This window comes from Ruegeria sp. HKCCSP346, from assembly GCF_017872595.1.
Taxonomy (GTDB): Bacteria; Pseudomonadota; Alphaproteobacteria; order Rhodobacterales; family Rhodobacteraceae; genus Ruegeria.
This window is the reverse complement of the sequence record NZ_JAEDOT010000010.1, coordinates 25987-46545: the sequence shown is the minus strand read 5'-3', so window position 1 is coordinate 46545 and position 20559 is coordinate 25987. Positions and strand designations below refer to the sequence as shown.

Annotated in this window: 22 protein-coding genes; 15 read left to right on the top strand and 7 right to left on the bottom strand. The window is 58.3% G+C overall.

Translation table 11 applies throughout. The annotated features are described in order from the left end of the window. Window positions 1-174: 174 nt before the first annotated feature. Window positions 175-993 carry a DUF2189 domain-containing protein gene (locus I9185_RS18880; protein ID WP_171637758.1) on the bottom strand — a complete coding sequence of 273 codons (819 nt, stop codon included), beginning with the start codon at window positions 991-993 and terminating at the stop codon, window positions 175-177. Between the two features lie 243 nt (window positions 994-1236). Here I9185_RS18880 and I9185_RS18875 point away from each other — a divergent pair, with 243 nt between their 5' ends. From I9185_RS18875 to I9185_RS18860, 4 genes are all read left to right on the top strand, one after another. Continuing rightward, window positions 1237-2025 carry an exodeoxyribonuclease III gene (locus tag I9185_RS18875; RefSeq protein WP_210093825.1) on the top strand — a complete coding sequence of 263 codons (789 nt, stop codon included), beginning with the start codon at window positions 1237-1239 and terminating at the stop codon, window positions 2023-2025. Between the two features lie 75 nt (window positions 2026-2100). Continuing rightward, entirely contained in the window at window positions 2101-3015 is a 915-nt protein-coding gene (gene trxA / locus I9185_RS18870) for a thioredoxin (RefSeq protein ID WP_210093824.1), read from the top strand. Between the two features lie 27 nt (window positions 3016-3042). Beyond that, entirely contained in the window at window positions 3043-3684 is a 642-nt protein-coding gene (locus I9185_RS18865) for an LON peptidase substrate-binding domain-containing protein (RefSeq protein WP_210093823.1), read from the top strand. Further along, complete coding sequence (locus I9185_RS18860) at window positions 3681-3866, top strand: Trm112 family protein (RefSeq protein WP_170345599.1); 186 nt, start codon at window positions 3681-3683, stop codon at window positions 3864-3866. The genes I9185_RS18865 and I9185_RS18860 overlap by 4 nt, the downstream gene beginning before the upstream one ends. Here the strand turns inward: I9185_RS18860 and I9185_RS18855 are convergent. After that, a complete protein-coding gene (locus I9185_RS18855; protein ID WP_245223640.1) occupies window positions 3863-5125 on the bottom strand; it encodes an FAD-dependent monooxygenase in 1263 nt (420 codons plus the stop codon). The genes I9185_RS18860 and I9185_RS18855 overlap by 4 nt on opposite strands. Window positions 5126-5177: 52 nt before the next feature. Between I9185_RS18855 and I9185_RS18850 the strand changes: the two genes are divergently transcribed. The 4 genes from I9185_RS18850 to I9185_RS18835 all read left to right on the top strand — a co-directional run bounded on the left by I9185_RS18850 (window position 5178) and on the right by I9185_RS18835 (window position 11368). Then, window positions 5178-6506 (top strand): amidase family protein, encoded by a 1329-nt coding sequence (locus tag I9185_RS18850; protein WP_210093822.1) that lies wholly within the window; start codon window positions 5178-5180, stop codon window positions 6504-6506. A 108-nt stretch (window positions 6507-6614) separates the two neighbouring features. Continuing rightward, on the top strand, window positions 6615-7796 hold the full coding sequence (locus tag I9185_RS18845; protein ID WP_210093821.1) for an aminotransferase class I/II-fold pyridoxal phosphate-dependent enzyme: 1182 nt from the start codon (window positions 6615-6617) through the stop codon (window positions 7794-7796). Window positions 7797-7810: 14 nt separating this feature from the next. Beyond that, window positions 7811-10732: a DNA translocase FtsK gene (locus tag I9185_RS18840; RefSeq protein WP_210093820.1), complete on the top strand. Its 2922-nt coding sequence runs from the start codon at window positions 7811-7813 to the stop codon at window positions 10730-10732. Window positions 10733-10771: 39 nt separating this feature from the next. Next, window positions 10772-11368: an outer membrane lipoprotein carrier protein LolA gene (locus I9185_RS18835; protein ID WP_170345603.1), complete on the top strand. Its 597-nt coding sequence runs from the start codon at window positions 10772-10774 to the stop codon at window positions 11366-11368. Window positions 11369-11382: 14 nt separating this feature from the next. On the opposite strand, the gene I9185_RS18830 is transcribed toward I9185_RS18835, so the two are convergent. Both I9185_RS18830 and I9185_RS18825 read right to left on the bottom strand, forming a co-directional pair. After that, a complete protein-coding gene (locus tag I9185_RS18830; RefSeq protein ID WP_152459251.1) occupies window positions 11383-11964 on the bottom strand; it encodes a lytic transglycosylase in 582 nt (193 codons plus the stop codon). Window positions 11965-12025: 61 nt separating this feature from the next. Beyond that, complete coding sequence (locus tag I9185_RS18825) at window positions 12026-12907, bottom strand: AEC family transporter (protein ID WP_210093819.1); 882 nt, start codon at window positions 12905-12907, stop codon at window positions 12026-12028. An 80-nt stretch (window positions 12908-12987) separates the two neighbouring features. On the opposite strand from I9185_RS18825, the gene hspQ reads away from it, so the two are divergent. Further along, window positions 12988-13314, top strand: coding sequence for a heat shock protein HspQ (gene hspQ / locus I9185_RS18820; RefSeq protein WP_050604943.1), 327 nt, complete (start codon window positions 12988-12990; stop codon window positions 13312-13314). Between the two features lie 35 nt (window positions 13315-13349). Here hspQ and ggt read toward each other — a convergent pair whose 3' ends face one another. From ggt to I9185_RS18805, 3 genes are all read right to left on the bottom strand, one after another. Further along, the gene (ggt, locus tag I9185_RS18815) at window positions 13350-14927 is read right to left on the bottom strand and encodes a gamma-glutamyltransferase (RefSeq protein WP_210093818.1); all 1578 of its coding nucleotides are present in this window, start codon (window positions 14925-14927) and stop codon (window positions 13350-13352) included. Window positions 14928-15143: 216 nt separating this feature from the next. Further along, complete coding sequence (locus I9185_RS18810) at window positions 15144-15593, bottom strand: ATP-binding protein (RefSeq protein ID WP_171637737.1); 450 nt, start codon at window positions 15591-15593, stop codon at window positions 15144-15146. A gap of 21 nt (window positions 15594-15614) precedes the next feature. Next, window positions 15615-15953 carry an STAS domain-containing protein gene (locus I9185_RS18805; protein ID WP_171637735.1) on the bottom strand — a complete coding sequence of 113 codons (339 nt, stop codon included), beginning with the start codon at window positions 15951-15953 and terminating at the stop codon, window positions 15615-15617. Window positions 15954-16055: 102 nt separating this feature from the next. Between I9185_RS18805 and I9185_RS18800 the strand changes: the two genes are divergently transcribed. The 6 genes from I9185_RS18800 (at window position 16056) to I9185_RS18775 (ending at window position 20557) form a co-directional block, all read left to right on the top strand. Beyond that, the gene (locus I9185_RS18800; protein WP_171724924.1) at window positions 16056-17228 is read left to right on the top strand and encodes an acetyl-CoA C-acyltransferase; all 1173 of its coding nucleotides are present in this window, start codon (window positions 16056-16058) and stop codon (window positions 17226-17228) included. Between the two features lie 72 nt (window positions 17229-17300). Further along, complete coding sequence (locus I9185_RS18795) at window positions 17301-17756, top strand: GAF domain-containing protein (RefSeq protein WP_171724925.1); 456 nt, start codon at window positions 17301-17303, stop codon at window positions 17754-17756. Between the two features lie 210 nt (window positions 17757-17966). Further along, on the top strand, window positions 17967-18647 hold the full coding sequence (locus tag I9185_RS18790; protein ID WP_210093817.1) for a hypothetical protein: 681 nt from the start codon (window positions 17967-17969) through the stop codon (window positions 18645-18647). Between the two features lie 332 nt (window positions 18648-18979). After that, window positions 18980-19549 carry an XRE family transcriptional regulator gene (locus I9185_RS18785; RefSeq protein WP_171331727.1) on the top strand — a complete coding sequence of 190 codons (570 nt, stop codon included), beginning with the start codon at window positions 18980-18982 and terminating at the stop codon, window positions 19547-19549. After that, entirely contained in the window at window positions 19549-20172 is a 624-nt protein-coding gene (locus tag I9185_RS18780) for a LysE family transporter (protein ID WP_171724926.1), read from the top strand. The genes I9185_RS18785 and I9185_RS18780 overlap by 1 nt, the downstream gene beginning before the upstream one ends. A gap of 4 nt (window positions 20173-20176) precedes the next feature. Then, window positions 20177-20557, top strand: coding sequence for a GFA family protein (locus I9185_RS18775; protein ID WP_171724927.1), 381 nt, complete (start codon window positions 20177-20179; stop codon window positions 20555-20557). Window positions 20558-20559 lie beyond the last annotated feature (2 nt).

Below are 20559 nucleotides of genomic sequence, written 5' to 3'. Positions count from 1 at the left end.
TAATTAGGTTACTCCCAACCCGTGCATGTCCGGGTTATGACATGTACCTCCCTGTTGGACTGCCGGGCCGAATGGCCCGGCTTTTTTTCGCTGCTGAGGGGCGGTTTCCACACGAAGGCAGACAGCAGCACTGACCGATATTCGCCCAATGACGGAGGTGAGCTCTGCCGCGGTTCACCCTTCCGCCGGGGCAACGGCGCGCTGGTAAAGGTGCCACGTGGTGTGGCCAAGGATCGGAAGGGTAAAGATCAGGCCCAGAAACGCTGGAACCAGCGACAGCAGTATGGTGACCGAGATGATCGCCGCCCAGCCGAGCATGACCGCCGGGCTTTCGGATACGACGCGCAAAGAGGTCAACATGGCAGAGATGAAGTTGGTTTCCCGGTCCAGCAGCAAGGGCATGGCGACGACGGTCACCGAAAACAGTACGGCTGACAGGAACGCGCCGACACAGGTGCCAATGGCAAGGAAGATCCAGCCCTGCGGCGTGAAGAAAACGGTGTTCAAAAACCCGTCGAAATCCGAGAAAGATGCGTTCTGAAGGGTGATCGCCAGCCAAAGCCGAACCTGGTAGATCCACACCCAGAAAATGAAAAGTGTGACAAAGGCCATCCAGCCCAATTCGCGTTTGCGTTGATTGGCCATGACGCTGAGGATTTCAGCCCAGCCAAAGCTTTCGCCTTTTTGCAAGCGGCGCGACATTTCATAAAGCCCGGCGGCGGCGAAAGGTGCGACCAGCGGAAAGCCGACAATGGCGGGAATGATCATCCAGATCTGGCCAAGCCAGATCAGGACCCAAACCAGCAGAATTCCGAATACTGCATAGAACAGACCGAAAAAGCCGCTCAGGACAGGGCGGGCCAGAAAGTCGGAAAACCCGGCTTTCAGCGACGCCCTGATGTCATCCGTCGTGATCTTGTTGACCTGCGGCATGTCCCGCTGCTGCGGCGTCAGGTTTTCTGGTGGCGTGGAACCTGCGGTCTCGGATGCCATGACACACTCCTCCCAAAGCATGGTGCCGGGCCGGTCTGTTCGCGAACAGACCCAGCGGTGAAACAGACATTCCTCATTCGCAGACAAGTCTGCATCAGGCGAGATATCAGGGCAAGGGAAAGCACGAATGTGACGCCCGCCTAACTGCCGGTCTGTGGTCCTGGCATCGGGGCTGCCTTTTCTCGTGGCAACTGGCGTTGTGCCACGTTAACCTGCGCCAATCGCGACAAAGGAATCCCCGACATGCCTTTCACCCTTGCCACATGGAACATCAATTCTGTTCGCCTGCGCGAGCCTATCGTGCTGAAATTGCTGCAAGAAGAAGCCCCTGATGTATTGTGCCTGCAAGAGTGCAAATCACCGGTTGAGAAGATCCCGACCGAAGGGTTTTCCGAACTGGGCTACACCCACATGATCGCGCGCGGGCAGAAGGGGTATAACGGTGTCGCCATCCTGTCGCGCCTGCCGATGGAAGAGGTGGGCGACAGGGATTTCGCGGGTCTCGGACATGCCCGCCATATTGCCGGGCGGTTGGAAAATGGTGTCATTATCCACAATTTCTATGTCCCGGCGGGCGGCGACGTGCCGGACCGGGAGGTGAATGAGAAATTCGGCCAGAAGCTCGACTATCTCACTGATATGCGCGATTGGTTCCGTGCGGAAAAGCCGGCTAAATCCATCCTTGTCGGCGACCTGAACATCGCCCCGCGCGAGGATGATGTTTGGTCACACAAACAACTGCTGAAGGTCGTCTCGCACACGCCCATCGAAGTCGAGCATCTGGCCGAGACACAGGAAGCAGGTGGCTGGGTCGATATCACCCGTCAGGACATCCCGGAAGGGCAGCTTTACAGCTGGTGGTCCTATCGCGCCCGGGACTGGGATGCGGCGGACAAGGGGCGCCGGCTGGACCATATCTGGGCTACGGCCGATATCTCGAACGCAGGCCATTCCAGCCGTATTCTGCGGGACGCCCGTGGATGGGAAAAACCCAGCGATCACGCTCCGGTCTTTGCCAGTTTCGACATCTGATCCGCAACTCAGCCCTTGGTTTCCGCGACAAGCGGCTGCATATAGGGCGCAAGTTCGAACGAAAGAGTGATTGCCATGGACCTTCTGAACGGCGGAAACGCCCCAGCAACCGATCTGATCAAAGACGGGACCGAGGCCACTTTCATGGCCGATGTGGTGGAAACCTCGCAGGAAACACCTGTGATCGTCGATTTCTGGGCACCTTGGTGTGGCCCGTGCAAAACCCTTGGACCGATGCTGGAAGAGGCTGTGACAGCCGCGAAAGGCGCGGTGAAGATGGTCAAGATCAATGTGGATGAGGCGCAGACAATTGCTGCGCAAATGCGCATCCAGTCGATCCCGACCGTCTATGCCTTTTTCAAGGGCCAGCCTGTGGACGGGTTTCAAGGCGCGTTGCCGGGATCCGAGATCAAGGCCTTCGTGGACCGCGTGATCGAAGCCGCAGGGGGGGAAAGCCCCGGGGGCCAACTGGATGATGCTGTGCAGGCTGCCGAGGAAATGCTTGCCGAAGGCGCGGCTGCGGACGCGGCTCAGACCTTTGCCGCAATTCTGGGCGAAGATCCGAACCACGCCGCTGCATATGGTGGGCTGGTGCGGGCGCATATCGCCACCGGTGATCTGGAGCAGGCAGAAGCGATCCTGAACGGTGCTCCGGCCGAGATCTCCACATCGGCCGAGCTGGAGGCTGCACATGCGCAGCTGGAGCTTGCAAAGCAGGCAGCAGATGCCGGCCCCGTCGCCGAGCTGACGGCAGCGGTTGAGGCGGATCCGGACAACCATCAAGCCCGCTTTGATCTGGCGCAGGCGCTGCACGCGAACGGCAATGTGGAAGAAGCCGTGGCACAATTGCTGGAACTGTTCCACCGGGATCGTGAATGGAATGGAGGTGCAGCCAAGACACAGCTTTTCACCATCTTCGATGCGCTCAAGCCCAATGACCCGATTGTTCTGAACGGACGTCGCAAACTCAGTTCGATGATATTTGCCTAATCTCTCATCAGAGCTAGAGTCGGGTACATGATGCATCCCGCCGACCTGCCGGAAACGGTATCTGTTTTTCCATTGCCCGGGGCACTGCTGCTGCCCCGCTCGCGCTTGCCGCTTCACATATTCGAGCCGCGCTATCTTCAGATGCTGGACGACGCGCTGAAAACCAAGGAACGGTTGATCGCAATGGTTCAGCCGAATCCTTCGGTCAAAGACGAGGACAAACTGCACCGTATTGGATGCGCAGGGCGGGTGACGCAGTTTTCGGAAACCGAAGATGGCCGGTATCTGATCACGTTGACCGGTATATCCCGGTTCAGGGTCCTGTCAGAGCTGGACGCGTTCACGCCCTACCGGAGGTGTGCGGTCTCGTGGGACGGGTTCGATCGTGATCTGGGAAAGGCCGAGAAAGACAACGGGTTTGACCGCAACGCGTTCCTGACACTGTTGGAGCGTTTCTTTTCATCCCGTCAATTGTCCACCGACTGGGATTCGCTCAAAGATGCCGAGGATGAGCTTTTGGTGAATTCCCTGTCGATGCTTTTGGATTTCGACCCCGAGGACAAACAGGCCCTGCTGGAAGCCCCTTGCCTGCGCACCCGGCGCGAGACGTTGGTGACGCTGATTGAATTCGCCATGCGAGGCGGATCGAATGAGGAAAAACTGCAATGACCGACCCTGAACACGCCTTTGATCGTCACATGCTCGAGGCGATGATCTGCCCGCAGACACATACGACCCTGCACTATGACGCCGAAAGGCGGGAACTTGTTTCAAAAGCGGCGGGTTTGGCTTTTCCCATCCGCAACGGGATTCCGGTCATGCTGGTCGACGAGGCCCGGCAGCTGGATTAAATCGGGCGCCCTTGCAACAGCTTGGGCAGATCGCCGGTCAGCCCGGCAGCCTCGCGAACGAAGCCGCGACGCAGCCCGGGCAAAGCGCCGACAACTCCCATGCCAATGTCACGACCAAGGCGCAGCAACGGATTGTCGTTTGAAAACATCTTGTTGAAGACATCTGTCGCCATTGCCAGCGAGGCCGTGTCGAAACGGCGCCATTCCTGATAGCGCTCCAGCACCATGAGCGAGCCGATATCCTCGCCGCGCCGTCCCGCCAAAGTCAGAACTTCAGCCAGAGCGCCGACATCGCGCAGGCCAGCATTCAGGCCCTGACCGGCAATGGGGTGCATTCCGTGCGCGGCATCCCCAACCAGCGCCATGCGATCACTGATGAAGGCATTGGCGATGGTCAGGTTCAGCGGGTAAGTGAAACGATCACCCGCCAGACTGATTTTGCCAAGAAAATCGCCAAATCTCGGGCGTAGCACTTGCACGTAATCATCTTCGGGCAGGGCGTTGATGTGCTGTGCGGTTTCGGTGCGTTCGCTCCAGACGATGGAACTGCGATTGCCAGTCAACGGCAGAATCGCCAGCGGACCGGGTGGCATGAAAAACTGATGCGCAATGCCAATATGCGGCAGCTCATGTTCGATGGCGCAGACCAATGCCGTCTGGCCATAATCCCAACCGGTGCGTTTGATGCCGGCCCGAGACGCGGTTCCGCTGCGGCGACCGTCACAGCCAACCAGCAGGATGCCGCCCAGGGTTGTGCCGTCATCCAACGTCACGGTCACGTTGGCAGTGTCGGCCTGTTGCGAAACGACGGATTTGCCGCTTACCTGGGTGATGCGCGGCTCTTCGGCCATCGCGTCCAGAAAAGCACGGCGCAGGTGGCGATCCTCGACCATGTACCCCATCGGGCCTTCTTCGATCTCGGCATGGTCGAAATGCATGAAAAAAGGTGATGGTCCTGTTCCGGCATGGCCATCTGTGACCTTGATTTCCAGCATCGGTTGGGCGTGCTGCGCGACGCGGTCCCAAATACCGATGGCATCCAACAACCGCTGTGAGGCCAGAGCCAGCGCATAGGCACGCCCGTCGAATGCCGCGTTCTTGCGCGCCTTTTCGACCAGCGCATCGATCACCGTGACCGAATGACCGGTTTGTGCCAGTGCCAGCGCCAAAGCAGGGCCGTTCAACCCGCCGCCCACGATCAGAATGTCAGAAGCCTGTGTCATGCCCTGCAATATGCGCGCCCTTTCGGGATTGTCCATGTGCAGTCCTGTCGCTACCGTCACCCAAAGCCTAAAAATCAGGAGGGATGAGATGCAGGACTGGTTGACCATGACCGCGTGTGATTTGGGCCGTGGCATTGGCATGGGCCAGATCGATCCGGTCGAACTGACGGAAACCTACCTGTCCGCTATTGACGCTCATCCGCATCGGGACCGCATCTATGCCCGCGTCACCCATGACCGTGCCCGGGCTGAGGCTGAAGCCGCTCGGCAACGCGCGCAACTGGGCCTGCGCCGGTCGTTGCTGGACGGGGTCCCGATCAGTTGGAAAGACCTGTTCGACACCGCCGGCACCGTGACCGAGGCCGGTTCGGCTCTGTTGAAGGATCGCGTACCGGAAGCGGATGCTCTGGTGCTGCGCAACGCGACTCAGATGGGAACGGTTTGTCTGGGCAAGACGCATATGAGCGAGCTGGCCTTTTCCGGCCTCGGGTTGAATCCGATCACCGAAACCCCGCCCTGCATTCATGACGAGGCAGCAGTGCCCGGGGGGTCGTCTTCAGGGGCGGCGGCCTCGGTCGCCTGGGGGTTGGCGGCGTGTGGCATCGGCTCGGACACGGGCGGGTCGGTGCGTATCCCGGCGGCATGGAATGATCTGGTGGGGCTGAAAACCACTGCGGGGCGGCTCAGCCTGGAAGGTGTGGTACCGCTTTGCCTGCGGTTTGACACGGTTGGACCTGTGGCGCGTTCGGTCGAGGATGCGGCGCATGTTCTGGCTCTGCTCGAGGGGGGGACGCCTGCCGATCTGCGTGGCGCTTCGCTGAAAGGACGCCGTTTTGCCGATTTGCAGAACATCGCCAAAGACGATCTGCGCGACACACCGCGCAAAGCATATGACGAAGCCGTTGCCAAACTTGCGGACGCGGGGGCCGAGATCGTGCCGTTGGAAGTGCCCGAGTTGAACGAGGCCATGACGTTGACCAGCATCGTATACACGACCGAGGCCTATGGGCTGTGGCGCGATGTGATCAAGGCCAATCCCGACGCGATGTATCCCGAGATACTCGAACGCTTCCGCATTGGCATGGGTTATTCGGGCCCCGACTATGTGGCGGCCTGGGCCAAACTCAAGGCATGCCGCAGCGCCTGGGACGCGGCAACCGCCGGGTTTGATGCGGTTCTGGCGCCGACAGCGCCGATTTTGCCGCCCAATCTGGAGCGCTTGCTCAGCGATCATGACTATTACGTAACCGAGAATCTTCTGGCCCTGCGGAACACGCGGATTGGCAATCTGATGGGGCTGGCGGCGCTGAGCCTGCCCAACGGAACGCCCGGCTGCGGGTTGATGATGCTGGGCTATCCCGGCTCGGAAGAGGCGTTGTTGCGGCTGGGTTCGGCAGCGGAAACGGTGCTGGCCTGAATGCCACAATCCCCTGATTCGGAACCTCTTTGTCTGGACGAAGAGGGACCCGGGCTGTAATCTGCCAAAAAAACGGGGCGCCAATGACCCCGATATTGAGGCAGTATTATGGATTTCCCCGAGCGGTTTTCGAACCTACCGGCTTATGCATTCCCGCGTCTGCGCGCCCTGTTGGATCACCACCAGCCGGGCGGTGATGTCGTTCACATGACCATTGGTGCGCCGACACATGATTTTCCGGCTTGGGTGACGGATGTCATCTTGGAAAACGCCGCAGGGTTCCAAGGGTATCCCCCGAACGAAGGGTCGGATGACCTGCGCACGGCGATCACGGATTGGATCAAACGGCGATATGGGGTTCAGATGGACCCTGATGCCAACGTGATGGCGCTGAACGGCACGCGCGAGGGGCTATACAACGCGGCCATGGCTTTGTGCCCGGAACAGAAGAACGGTCAGCAGCCGATCATCCTGTGCCCGAACCCGTTTTATCAGGTCTACATGGTCGCCTCGCTGTCGGTGGGCGCGCAGCCTTATTTTGTGCCCGCCACCGCCGCGACGGGCCATCTGCCGGACTATGCCGGCCTGCCTGCGGACGTGCTGAACCGCACCGCCGTGGCCTATATCTGTTCACCCGCCAATCCGCAGGGGGCCGTTGCCTCGCGCGAGTATTGGGCCGACCTGATCCGTCTGGCCGAGCAGTACGATTTCCGTATTTTTGCGGATGAGTGTTATTCCGAGATTTACCGTGACGAAGCCCCGACAGGTATTCTGACTGTCGCGCAGGAACTGGGCGCTGATCCTGAACGGATCACGCTGTTCAACTCACTTTCTAAACGTTCGAATCTGGCCGGTATGCGGTCGGGGTTTATCGCCGGTGGTCCAAAGACGATCAAACAGGTCAAGCAGCTGCGCACCTATGCCGGGTCGCCTCTGCCTCTGCCCTTGCAAGCCGCCGCAGCAAAGGTTTGGGCGGATGAGGAACACGTTCGCGAAAACCGCGCGCTGTATCAGGAAAAATACGCCATTGCGGATGAGGTATTCGCAGGCGTGCAGGGCTATATGGCGCCCGAGGCCGGATTCTTTCTGTGGCTGCCGGTCGAGAATGGTGAAGACACCGCATTGAAAGTCTGGAAGGAAACCGGTGTCCGGGTCCTGCCGGGCGCATATCTTTCACAAGGCGATCCGGGAAAGAACCCGGGCGAAGGATTTATCCGGGCTGCATTGGTGGCCCCAAAAACAGAGTTGCAGCGTGGTCTGATCACACTCCGCGACTGCATCTATTCGTGAGGTACGAGGGCAAAATGGCATCATATAACGCGCGCAACCGCGATCCATTGCTGGACAGCACAACGCAGGCAGCCCTGGAGCGACGCAGCAAGGAGTTGATTGGCATCGCCCTGATCCTGCTGGGTTTGGCTGCGGCCGCGATGATCTGGTCCTACACGCCCGATGATCCGAACTGGATGGTGTCCACCGACGCGCCGGTGCAGAACTGGATGGGGCGGATTGGGGCCTCGATCGCCGCACCCTTGTTCATGATCGTCGGCTGGGGAAGCTGGGGCATCGCAATGGTTCTGATTGGTTGGGGTTTTCGGTTTGCGGGCCATTTCGGGGAAGATCGCGCCATTGCGCGTCTGATTTTTGCGCCGATCTGGATCGCCGTCGTCTCGGTGTATGCCGCGACCCTCGTTCCTGATGCAGGCTGGCGCGCGACCCACAGCTATGGTCTGGGCGGTTTGTTCGGCGATACGGTCATGGGCGCATTGCTGACGCTGTTGCCGATTTCGTCGCATTTTCTGGTGAAGCTGATGTCGCTGGCCATGGCGGTCGGGATGATTGCGCTGGGTATTTTTGTGCTGGGTTTCACCAAAACCGATGTCAAGCGGGGTTTCCGCGCCTTCTTGCTGGGTCTGGTGATGGCATATGACATGCTGATGACCCTGATGGGCCGTGGTGCAGCCTCGGCTGCGCAGGCAGCACGAGATCGCCGCGCGCAATGGGAAGAGCGCAAACTTGCGCGAACCGCAGCGGCCGAAGCCGTGTTCGAGGATGATCTGGCTTATGCCGATCCAATCTTTGAAGAACCCGAACTGGAAAGTCCCGAACCTCCGGTCAAGTCCGGTCTGTTGGCGCGCATGCCGTCACTTATCAGACGCCCCGATCCCATGCCCGAGCCAGAGCTGGTCGATCCGGAACCAATCGCGGGTTTCGACGAAATGCCGGGCGAGGATCGCATCCGTTCGAAAATCTCGGCTGCTGTGCGCAATCGCAAAGTGGCCACAGGTGAGTTGACGCCCGAACCCGACCCGAACCTTCCGCTGACCAAAGGCCGTGGCCGCCGCCCGGGGCCGCTGATCCTGAACACAAGCCAGCCCGATGGCTTGCCGGCGGAACCGCCGGTGACAGCAGCAGGACTGCCGCCCGAGCCACCCGTAACAGCGGGTGATAAGCCAGAGTGGCAAGAATCCACGCCGGTTGAAAACGCGCCCGCGCCTATGCAGACCCCCTATGCGCCCGAGCCGGATGTGGAGGATGAGGTATTCGAGGATGTCGAAGAAGCTGTTTTGCAACCGCGCCCGGCGATGAAAATCCCGGTAGCCGAACCGCGCAAGCCCGTGGTCGCGCAACCGGTACGCCGTACACCGCAACCGTCTCGCCGCGCACAGGCCGAGGCACAGCCTGCACTATCCTTTGAAGAGCGGCACTCGGATTTCGAACTGCCACCTCTGGGCCTTTTGTCGAATCCGGCCAGCATTCAGCGCCACCATCTGAGCGATGAAGCCTTGGAAGAAAACGCGCGGATGCTGGAAAACGTGCTGGATGATTACGGCGTGAAGGGTGAGATCGTCAGCGTTCGCCCGGGCCCGGTCGTCACCATGTACGAACTGGAGCCCGCTCCGGGGCTGAAGGCAAGCCGCGTGATCGGCCTGGCCGATGACATCGCACGTTCGATGTCGGCCCTGTCGGCGCGGGTTTCGACCCTACCGGGCCGTTCGGTTATCGGTATCGAACTACCGAACGAAAATCGCGAAATGGTGGTTCTGCGCGAAATCCTGGCCAGCCGTGATTTCGGCGATGGCAACCAGGCACTGCCGTTGGCCTTGGGCAAGGATATCGGCGGCGAGTCCGTCGTGGCGAACCTGGCGAAGATGCCGCACTTGCTGATTGCGGGAACCACGGGTTCGGGTAAATCAGTGGCGATCAACACGATGATCCTGTCACTGCTGTACAAGCTGACACCGGATGAATGCCGCCTGATCATGATCGACCCGAAAATGTTGGAACTGTCGGTCTACGACGGTATCCCGCATCTGCTGTCGCCTGTTGTGACCGACCCGAAAAAGGCGGTGGTCGCCCTGAAATGGGTCGTGGGCGAGATGGAAGATCGCTATCGCAAGATGTCCAAAATGGGCGTCCGCAACATCGCAGGCTATAACGGCCGGGTGAAGGATGCGTTGGCAAAAGGCGAGATGTTCAGCCGCACGGTGCAAACCGGGTTTGACGATGAAACCGGTGAACCAACGTTCGAGACTGAAGAATTCGCGCCCGAAGCGATGCCCTATATCGTTGTCATCGTCGATGAGATGGCCGACCTGATGATGGTGGCGGGAAAGGAAATCGAAGCCTGCATCCAGCGTCTGGCACAGATGGCGCGGGCCTCGGGCATTCACCTGATCATGGCCACACAGCGCCCCTCGGTCGACGTGATCACCGGTACGATCAAGGCGAACTTCCCAACGCGGATTTCCTTCCAGGTGACGTCGAAAGTCGACAGCCGCACCATTCTGGGTGAAATGGGGGCCGAACAGCTGCTGGGGCAGGGCGACATGCTTTACATGGCTGGCGGTGCCAAGATTACCCGCTGCCACGGGCCCTTTGTCTCGGATGAAGAGGTCGAGGAAGTCGTCAACCACCTGAAACAGTTTGGTCCACCGGACTACATTGGCGGTGTTGTCGACGGTCCGGCCGAAGAAAAGGCTGACAATATCGATGCCGTTTTGGGCCTGAACACTGGCGGCAATACGAACGGAGAGGACGCGTTGTACGATCAGGCGGTGGCAATCGTGATCAAGGATCGCAAATGCTCGACCTCGTATATTCAGCGAAAACTTGCCATCGGCTACAACAAAGCTGCACGGCTTGTTGAGCAAATGGAAGACGAAGGTGTTGTTTCGTCAGCAAATCATGTCGGGAAACGCGAAATCCTCGTCCCCGAGCAATAGGATATTTAATAACAAGGGCAGAAGACCTATCTGTACCGCATGAAACAGATTGCTTTTGCCCTTGCTTTGACACTGGCCGCACCCGCCGCATGGGCGGCGGAGAAGCTGCCGCTCTCGCAGATTTCCAATTACCTGAACGGGTTGAAGACGGTTCAGACAACATTCACCCAGGTGAATGACGATGGCTCGCTGAGCACCGGCAAGCTGTGGATGCAGCGCCCCGGCAAGATGCGGTTTGAATATGACCCGCCCAACAGTGCCGTGGTGCTGGCAAGATCCGGTAGTGTTCAGATCTTTGATCCGAAATCGAACCAGCCGCCCGAGCAATACCCGCTTAAGCGCACACCACTGTCCATCGTGCTGGCGCGAAACGTGAACCTGAGCCAGGCAAATATGGTTGTAGGTCACAGCTTTGACGGCACGGCCACCGTCGTCACCGCGCAGGATCCCAAGAACCCCGAAGCGGGTCGGATCGAACTGATGTTCACGGACAATCCGGTCGAGCTGCGCAAGTGGGTGATTCACGACAATGCGGGCAGCCAGACGACGGTATTGCTGGGCGCCCTGAATGAAGGCGGTCGCCTTGATCAGAAGCTGTTCTCGGACAAAAAGAGAAGCGGGTCAGGCAATCGCTGACCCGCTTGTACGTATCAATACCGGCAGTTCGCCAACTGTGCCTGATATAGTTGTGCGCGTGCGTCCACGTCATTGGCAACGTTCAACAACCAGGATTTGCTGTTGTAGCTGCCACGGGCGTAGCCTGTATGGCCTTCGTGATAGGCCAGGTACTGATTGCGCGTATCTGCCGGGTGGATACCGTTACGCTCGTAGCTTTTGTTCATGTACCAGCCGATAAAATCCGAGGCGTCGCGAATGCGATCGCGCTTGGCCCGACGTTTTCCTGTTTCGCGCTGATATTGTTCCCACGTGCCGTCCAGTGCCTGACCATAGCCGTAAGCGCTGCTTTGACGGCCCATTGGGATGACGCCCAATACATATCTATGCGGAGTGCGCGCATCATGCCTGTACCGGCTTTCCTGATAGATGGTCGCCATCTGAACGTGAACCGGAACGCCCCATTTGCGCTCGGTGTTCTTGAAGGCTTTGATATAGTCGGGTTTTTCACGCGCAATACTGCACGCATCGTTTAATCTGCTGGGCGGCTGTTTAGAGCCGCCCCCACAGGATGCCAGAAGCAGCACCCCTAGGAGTACGAAAAGAATTCTGCTCATGTGCCTCGTGCCTTTTTTTGTGTATTCTAGCGCAGATTGAGCGCTTAGGAAATCACAATCGCTATAAAATGATAGCCAGAATAGCCGGTAACGCCGCAACGGAAAGCACGGTGGACACCATGACCATGCCGGCGACGGCGTCGGAATCGGCCCCAAACCGTTCGGCCAACAGGTAAGAGGTTACGGCAACCGGCGTACAGATTTGAAGAACCAGAACGCCAAATGCGATCGTATCCAGATCAAACCATCGTCCGATTCCCCATCCCAGCGCAAAGCACACCGCCAGTTTCAGCGCTGACAGCCACAGCGCCCGCCCCAGGCTGTGCGAAGTCAGGCGGGCGATTGCCACACCCAACGTGACCAACATCAGCGGGACGGCCATTTGCCCCAAAAGCTCCAGCGTGTTGGTCAGAAATGTCGGCGTCTGCCATCCTTGCCACAAAAACACTGCGCCAAGGATCGTCGCCCAGGCCATTGGTTGGCGCGCAACCTGTCCCCACGCCCCTTTCCCGGCGACCAGATAAATCCCGTAAGTGAAAGAAAACAATGCGGTAACTGACAGAAAGACAACAGCATATCCCAGACCAATCTGACCAAAGGCAAAGATGCACAGCGGCAGGCCCAGATTTCCGGTATTGCCGAAGATCAAAGGCGACAGGTATGTTCGCGGGTCCAGTCTCAGCCCTCGAACGATCAGCCAGAACAACACCGCCAGCAGCAGATTTGCGACCAGTGTCGCCATTGTGAAGCGTGACAGATCATTGCCCGGGATCTCGGTTTGCATCAGGGCAACAAAGATCAGACTGGGCATTGCCAGCATCGTTGCAAAGCGGGTGACGAATTGCAGGCGGTATTCGAAATCCAGCTTAACCCATGTAAAACCAACAGCCGCCAATAGAAAAACCGGCGCCACGATTTCGAACACTGTCAGTATAAGGTTCACAGACTGTTTCCCTGATTTTCACATCAATGATTGGCTTTTCCGCCCAGAAACGGGTAAAAAAAGCGTTGGGGGCTGATACAATGCTAAAGACACGTGCAAAATACGGCTTGGGCCAGGTGGTTCGTCACAAGAAACACCCTTTTCGAGGGGTGATTTTTGACGTGGATCCCGAGTTTTCGAATACCGAAGAATGGTATCAGGCCATTCCGGAAGACAGCCGCCCAAGGAAAGAGCAACCGTTCTACCATCTGCTGGCCGAGAACGACCAATCCTTCTATGTTGCTTATGTTTCAGAACAAAATCTGGTTGCAGACTATTCAGGCGAACCGGTCGAGCACCCGGATATTCCCAATATGTTCGGACCGTTCGAAGATGGTGCATACCCCCTGCATTTCCACCTGAACTAAGTGCGCCGAACCGGCGGGCGTAGGTCTGCCGCAGATCAGTATCCAAGGGCGCAGCCATCCTTGCGTGGGTCGCTGGCACCCTCCAAAACACCGTCTTTTCGGATTCGGATCGCTTGCGCTCCGCCAAGTGGTGTTTCCGGCATCTCAATATTATGGCCGATATCGGACAATTGTTTCGCGGTCTCGTCGCTGTAGCCACGCTCCAGTTTCAGAACCGATCCGTCAAAGAAGGCGCGTGGCGCATCGATGCTTTCCTGCAACCCAAGCCCGAAATCGACAAGATTTGACACGAAGCGCGCGTGTCCGGTTGGCTGATAGGCGCCGCCCATGACACCAAATGGCATCGTGACCCGACCGTTCTGCGCCAACATTCCCGGAATGATCGTGTGCATCGGGCGTTTGCCGCCGCCCAGTTCGTTGGGGTGGCCGGGCTGCAATGTGAATCCTGCCCCGCGGTTTTGCAGCAATATGCCGTATTTTCCCGACGCGATACCGGATCCAAAGCTGTGAAAGATCGAATAGATCAACGAAACAGCCATTTGGTCGCGGTCGACGACGGTGATGTAAACCGTGTCCTTGTGAACCGCTTCGGTCAGAGGCGCCGCAGCAGGCATCGCCTTTTGGGGGTCGATCAAAACAGCCAGTCTGGCAGCGATATCCGGATCCAGAAAGCGCTCTACTCTTGCCATGTGGTCGGGATCCGCGATGAACCGGTTTCGAGCGTCATAGGCCAGTTTGGTGGCCTCGGCTTCGATATGAATACGCTCCGCTCCGAATGGATCCATCGAGGCCATGTCAAAATGCTTGAGGATATTCAGTAGCAAAATCGCGGTTGCGCCCTGGCCGTTCGGCGGATGTTCCACCAGATCCACACCTTTGTAGGCCCCATGTATCGGCTGCGTTTCAGTACATCTTGTGTGATGAAAATCCTCAGCGGAATGGACACCACCCCTTTCCGAAAGCGCGGTGATCATATCATCGGCGATTTCACCTGAATAGAACGCGTCGCGCCCGTGGGCCGCGATCTGGCGCAATACCTTCGCCTGTCCCGGCGCACGGAAAACCTGCCCGATCGACGGGGCTTGCCCGTCAATCAGATAGTGGTCGCGGGCGGCGCCCTGAAGTGTTGCGGCACCTGATTTCCAATCGAAAGCGACCCGAGGAGCCACCGGAACACCCGCTTCAGCATAATGAATCGCCGGTTTCAAAATCGCGCCCAACCCCAGGCGACCCTCGGTCTGGGCCAGGTGGCAAAAGGCATCGACGGCTCCGGGAATGGTCACGGCATCCGGCACGCCCAAAGGTACGGATGACAGGCCCTGATTGCGCAACATCTGGGACTGCGCGGCAGCCGGTGCGCGGCCCGATCCGTTGAGCGCGCGTATCCTGCTTTCGCCGGCACGATTGAACAGAACGAAGCAATCGCCGCCCAATCCGGTCATCTGTGGTTCGCAAATCCCCAAAAGAACAGCCCCGGCAATCGCGGCATCCATCGCGTTGCCGCCCTGGCCCAAGATATCGATGGCCACTTTGGCCGCCAGCGGATGCGACGTCGCGCACATGCCTTGCGTGGCAAAAACTTCGGATCGGCCCGGATTATGCAGATCACGCATGGCGAATTCTCTCTCGTTAGAACAAGAGAAAGCTATTCACTGATCAGCGATTGTCCAGCGATTTCAGGATGGGAAGTTCCTCGGCGCCATTCACTGGGTGGGGGCTGTGATATGTGGCGCCGAGGGAAGCTATCTGAGCTACGAGTCACTGTATGGTGGTTGTTTGCGGCGCGACAATGTTTCGAAAATGACCTTATTGTGACCAATTGTGGTCGATCACCCGTTGGGTTCAAAATCAAACCGCAGGGACAGACGATTGCATCCACCGCGCCGCTCGTACCGGATATCACTGGTGAGGCGATGGATCAGGAACCAGCCGAACCCACCTTCGGGGAGGTCCTGTAGATCCGTTCCCATCGGAGCAGGGGTGCCATCCGGAAGTCGGTATCCAGGCAGCGGGCGCCCCGTATCCGAGATCAAGATGTCCAGAAGATCCCTGTCCAGCCGGCAGGTGACCTGAACCTTGGCCGCGGCGATGCCATTGTAAGCGTGTTCCACGACGTTGTTGATGGCTTCAGCCAAAGCAATCTTCACATCGCCGGCTTTATGCGGGGGCAATCCCCGTTCCGCCAGACCGACACTAAGCTTTGCAATGCCCTCGCTGGCCTCTGATTCCGTCGCAGGGAAGGTCAATTCCAGGCAGGTCTTGTTTTCAATCGGCTCCACGCCATCTATCCCCTGCTGCCGTCAGGCGTCTGTCTCTGACAACGCGTCATCCAGAGTTTCAAAAAGTCTGAAAACCGTATCCATGCGTGTCAGGCGAAAGACTTTTTCGACCACTGGCTGCAACCCGGCCAGATCAAGCCTCCGGTCTTTTCCCAGCTGTTTCATTGAAGCAACGATTGCACCCAGACCGCTGGAGTCAATGAACTCGACATCGGACAGATCCAGCACAACGCGATGAGCGCTGTCCTCGGTATTGGTGCGCATGTCTTCCTTGAACTGAATGGCCATTGCAGCATCGATCCGGTCGGCATGAACGGTGATGATCTGAGTTTCGCCGGTTGTCTTGCTGGTCAACCCCATGATCCTGCCGCCTTCCAAACTGAAATTGAGTCGTAGAAATACGCTAGACGGCAATTCTTACCATTCGGTATTCAAGAGCCCGAAAGCAGGAGGAAAACCCGGATGAGAGACGTTGTTATAGCAGGGGCCGCCCGTACACCGATGGGCGGGTTTCAGGGCATGTTTGACGGTGTTGCTGCGGCTGACCTCGGGGGCGAAGCAATCCGCGCGGCTTTGCAGCAGGCAGGGGTGCAGACGGTCGACGAAGTGCTGATGGGCTGCGTTTTGCCGGCGGGGCAGGGCCAGGCACCTGCGCGGCAGGCCGGATTCGCGGCGGGATTGGGCGAAGAGGTACCCGCCACGACGCTGAACAAAATGTGCGGTTCGGGGATGAAGGCCGCTATGATGTCCTTCGACCAAATTGCATTGGGTCATGCAGATACGATGGTTGCGGGCGGCATGGAAAGCATGACCAACGCGCCCTATCTTCTTCCCAAGATGCGCGGCGGTGCCCGCATTGGCCACGGTCAGGTGGTTGATCACATGTTCCTCGACGGCCTTGAAGATGCCTATGACAAAGGCCGCCTGATGGGGACTTTCGCCGAAGACTGTGCCGAGGCGTATCAGTTCACCCGTGAAGCACAGGATGAATACGCGCTGCAATCTTTGTCCAACGCGCTGTCTGCGCAGGAAAATGGCGCATTCGATCAGGAAATCACACCCGTTACCGTCCGGACGCGCAAAGGTGAAATTCTGCTGGAGACAGATGAGCAGCCAAAATCCGCCCGCCCCGAGAAGATCCCGACGCTGAAGCCTGCGTTCCGCAAGGACGGTACGGTGACGGCCGCCAACTCGTCTTCGATTTCGGACGGCGCGGCGGCGCTGGTTCTTGCGTCGGCAGAAACCGCCGAAGCGCGGGGCATGACGGTTCGGGCCCGGATTTTGGGGCATGCGAGTCATGCTCAGGCCCCCGGCCTTTTCACGACGGCTCCGGTTCCGGCGGCGCAGAAGCTCTTGTCACGCATTGGCTGGAGCAAGGATGACGTCGACCTGTGGGAAGTGAACGAGGCCTTCGCGGTTGTGCCGATGGCTTTCATGCACGAAATGGGCTTGCCACGAGACAAGGTGAATGTGAATGGCGGTGCCTGCGCCCTAGGCCATCCCATCGGTGCCTCGGGTGCCCGCATCATCGTTACGTTGTTGAATGCGCTGGAAAAACGTAACCTCAAACGGGGCGTCGCGGCGATCTGCATTGGCGGGGGGGAAGGCACGGCCATTGCCATCGAACGCGTTTGACCCTTCATCTTTTTCCAAATACTCCGGGGGTTCGGGGGCCGTGCCCCCGACCATCCGAAGGGGTTGCAATCAATGACTGCCGATTATGAAACGCTTGCCAAAACCATCGCGGCCCTGACCGAAGGCGAAACGGACCAGGTTGCTCTTATGGCGACTGTCGCCTGCGAGGTTCACCATTCCGACGATCGGTTTGACTGGACCGGGTTTTATCGTGTCACCGAACCGGGCGTTCTGAAGATCGGCCCTTATCAGGGTGGGCATGGTTGTTTGGTCATCCCGTTCGAACGGGGCGTCTGCGGTGCCGCCGCAAGAACGGGCGAAACGCAACTGGTGCCGGATGTCGATGCGTTTCCGGGTCACATCGCCTGCGCCAGCTCAACCCGGTCCGAACTGGTTCTGCCCGTGCGGGATTCGTCGGGACAAGTCATCGCCGTTTTTGACATTGACAGCGACCAGCCGGATGCTTTCACGCAACAGGATGCGCAAAATCTGGAAGGCATTTTGACCGCAGTGTTTGCCGGGCACTGACCGCTGCGGTCGTTGCGGATGTGCATCAACCCAAGGGATTCCCGGGCGAATGAAGGGCCCGGCTGACTTCATCTTGCAGGCTTCGAAGCGATCTCCTATCAGAATCCATAGCGAAGTTTCGTTTTGGGGTGTTTCTCAGGGATGCAAGAGTCTGACATCAATCCGACGGTCGCAGATGAAGCGCCTCGAAAAGGGATCAGACGCGCCCATATGGCGACATTCCCGGATCGCATCGGCGTATTGCCCCATTCAGTGGCAAGCATCGCGCATCAGGTCGACAGAGTTTTCATCTGCCTGAACGAATATCAGGAAGTTCCCGATTTTCTGGGTGAGTTCGACAACGTCACCGCCGTGATCCCCGACCGGGATTACAAGGATGTCGGCAAGTTCATTTTCCAACCGGATCCGGCAGATACCGTTTTTCTGGTCGACGATGATATCGAATATGCGGACAACTATGTCCGTCAGACCATACGCCGGGCGCGGGGCGTCGGACTGGAAAAGCGTGTCTTCGGCTATCATGCCACGACGTTCACAAACCCGACGCCCAAGTCGATACGGCAGCGCACGTTGTTGCGTATGAACCAACGGCTGACCTACTCGACCAGGGTGCACCAGCTGGGAACCGGAACCGTCATGGTGTCCGGGTCGCTGTTCCCGACACTGGAATACATGGAAGGCAGCGAGAAGTTCGTCGATGTGCGTTTTGCCCGTTACTGTTTCGAAAATGGTATCGAAATGTGGACGCTGCCCAGAAATCGTCGCCGCTTTCCCAGCTTGCTTGCCGGGCTTGAGCCGGAAAAGCGCGAAACGATCGCCGACAGTTTCACCCGTCGTTGGCCTCAACATGTGTTGGATGAAGTGAAGGTTTTTGCCGGTCTTCAATTCTAAGGCCGGGCGGGCTTTGCACGATCCAGGTTTTTCCAGATCTGTTTCTGTCGCGAAGGGTTTCGCATGTCGCCGCAGCACGACGGGGCAACGATATGTGCTGTTTTTTGAAATGAAGCCCTTGTACGGCAAACACTGAAATCCGGCTGCTGCGCCCCTGCGGTTTTTCTGGTGTTTCAGGGGCCTGTGCGCCTTCTGCTCCTCAATTCTGTCTTTCGCACACGATGATGATCGACACCCAAATGAAACCGGGCGTGAAAAAACGCTTGGAAATTTCACCGGCTTGCTTCATCGTGAAAAACGAAGGAAGAATTTCACAAGATTCGGAGCGGCCTGTGAACAGCCAAGCCCCCCAAAGCGCGACCCTTGGTGCTGACCTGAGGGCCTTGCGCAAGGCCCGAGGGTTGACCCTGACCGAGATCGCAACTCGGCTGGATCGCTCTGTCGGTTGGTTGAGCCAGGTCGAGCGCGATTTGTCCGAGCCTTCAATCTCGGACCTGCGCCAGATTGCCGAATGCCTCGGCGTGCCAATGTCGATGCTGTTTGCGCATTCAGCCGCCCCTGCGAACGAATTGGGCTACGTTGTGCGCGCCGGGTCGCGTCGCCCGATGGGGTCGGGCGAAGAAGGGCTGATCGAAGAGTTGCTGTCGCCGGATCTGACTGATGATTTCGAAATGGTGCATTCCACTTTCGAGCCAAATTCACGGATGCAGACACCGGCCAACCGCCCGACTCAGGAAGTGGGCTATATGATTTCAGGTCGATTGAATCTGACGATCGGGTCGCGTGAATTCCTGGTGGGGCCGGGCGACAGTTTTCGGATCAAACATGAACCTTATCAATGGGCCAACCCCTATGAAGAGCCTGCAGTGGCCATCTGGGTCATTGCTCCGCCGGTGTACTGATGTCATTCGAGGCGTGGTCCATTTTCGCGCTGTTCTGGGTGGTATTCGTCACCACACCGGGGCCTAACGCGGTCAACTGCATCTCGAACGGGATGAGCCTGCCGTTTCCAAAGGCCATGATGGGTGTATTGGCCATACTGACGCAGGCCAGCATGTTTTTGATCCTATCCGCGCTGGGCGTCACAGCCCTGATTGCGGCTTCTCCGACCGGGTTTTTCGTGGCCAAGTTGGTCGGTGCGGGCTTTCTGATCTGGTTGGGCCTGCGGGGATGGATGAATGCCGGCAAGCCCGCTCCGGTCTCGGAACGCCCGGCCCGGCACGTTTATCTGCACGCGCTGGCAGTGGCCACGATCAACCCAAAAAGCGTCGCGGGCTATCTGGCCGCGTTTTCGCAATTCGTGCAGCCGGACGTGCCGATCTGGCAGCAGATGGTCGTGATTATGCCAACCGCACTATTAATCACAACGCTCAGCTATACCGGTTTTACCGTTTTGGGCGCTTTGATGGGCAAGGCGGCACTAGGCGCAGTATTCAACATCTGGGTGCGCCGGGTGATGGCGGCCTGTTTCATAATCTACGGCGTGTTGTTGGGAACCAGCACCGCGCCTGCGGCAAGGGGGTAATCTTATGTACAGAGGGTCCTGCCTTTGCGGTTCAGTTGCTTTCACCATCGACGGAGACCTTTCTCCGCCTTCAGCCTGCCATTGCGGGCAGTGTCGAAAGCAATCCGGCCACGTCTGGGCCTCGACCACGACCCATCAGGACAACCTGAGTTTCTCGGCCCGCGACACGCTGAAGTGGTTCCGTGCATCAGACATCGCACGGCGCGGGTTTTGCAGCAAATGCGGTTCATTCCTCTTCTGGCAACATACCGAAGAGGACACGATTTCGATTGCCATGGGCGCGTTCGATGCGCCCACGGGCCAAAAGCTCTCGAGGCACATCTTTGTGGCTGACAAGGGCGACTATTACGACATCACGGACGATCTGCCCCAACGGGCACAGTAACA

What these genes read in the sequence shown, in the direction of transcription:
- I9185_RS18780 (WP_171724926.1), top strand. Translation starts at nt 19,549, where the DNA reads ATGTCATTCGAGGCGTGGTCCATTTTCGCGCTGTTCTGGGTGGTATTC.
- I9185_RS18800 (WP_171724924.1), top strand. Translation starts at nt 16,056, where the DNA reads ATGAGAGACGTTGTTATAGCAGGGGCCGCCCGTACACCGATGGGCGGG.
- trxA (WP_210093824.1), top strand. Translation starts at nt 2,101, where the DNA reads ATGGACCTTCTGAACGGCGGAAACGCCCCAGCAACCGATCTGATCAAA.
- I9185_RS18865 (WP_210093823.1), top strand. Translation starts at nt 3,043, where the DNA reads ATGATGCATCCCGCCGACCTGCCGGAAACGGTATCTGTTTTTCCATTG.
- hspQ (WP_050604943.1), top strand. Translation starts at nt 12,988, where the DNA reads ATGCTAAAGACACGTGCAAAATACGGCTTGGGCCAGGTGGTTCGTCAC.
- I9185_RS18835 (WP_170345603.1), top strand. Translation starts at nt 10,772, where the DNA reads ATGAAACAGATTGCTTTTGCCCTTGCTTTGACACTGGCCGCACCCGCC.
- I9185_RS18840 (WP_210093820.1), top strand. Translation starts at nt 7,811, where the DNA reads ATGGCATCATATAACGCGCGCAACCGCGATCCATTGCTGGACAGCACA.
- I9185_RS18790 (WP_210093817.1), top strand. Translation starts at nt 17,967, where the DNA reads ATGGCGACATTCCCGGATCGCATCGGCGTATTGCCCCATTCAGTGGCA.
- I9185_RS18830 (WP_152459251.1), bottom strand. Translation starts at nt 11,964, where the DNA reads ATGAGCAGAATTCTTTTCGTACTCCTAGGGGTGCTGCTTCTGGCATCC.
- ggt (WP_210093818.1), bottom strand. Translation starts at nt 14,927, where the DNA reads ATGCGTGATCTGCATAATCCGGGCCGATCCGAAGTTTTTGCCACGCAA.
- I9185_RS18805 (WP_171637735.1), bottom strand. Translation starts at nt 15,953, where the DNA reads ATGGGGTTGACCAGCAAGACAACCGGCGAAACTCAGATCATCACCGTT.
- I9185_RS18875 (WP_210093825.1), top strand. Translation starts at nt 1,237, where the DNA reads ATGCCTTTCACCCTTGCCACATGGAACATCAATTCTGTTCGCCTGCGC.
- I9185_RS18850 (WP_210093822.1), top strand. Translation starts at nt 5,178, where the DNA reads ATGCAGGACTGGTTGACCATGACCGCGTGTGATTTGGGCCGTGGCATT.
- I9185_RS18775 (WP_171724927.1), top strand. Translation starts at nt 20,177, where the DNA reads ATGTACAGAGGGTCCTGCCTTTGCGGTTCAGTTGCTTTCACCATCGAC.
- I9185_RS18795 (WP_171724925.1), top strand. Translation starts at nt 17,301, where the DNA reads ATGACTGCCGATTATGAAACGCTTGCCAAAACCATCGCGGCCCTGACC.
- I9185_RS18860 (WP_170345599.1), top strand. Translation starts at nt 3,681, where the DNA reads ATGACCGACCCTGAACACGCCTTTGATCGTCACATGCTCGAGGCGATG.
- I9185_RS18855 (WP_245223640.1), bottom strand. Translation starts at nt 5,125, where the DNA reads ATGGACAATCCCGAAAGGGCGCGCATATTGCAGGGCATGACACAGGCT.
- I9185_RS18880 (WP_171637758.1), bottom strand. Translation starts at nt 993, where the DNA reads ATGGCATCCGAGACCGCAGGTTCCACGCCACCAGAAAACCTGACGCCG.
- I9185_RS18845 (WP_210093821.1), top strand. Translation starts at nt 6,615, where the DNA reads ATGGATTTCCCCGAGCGGTTTTCGAACCTACCGGCTTATGCATTCCCG.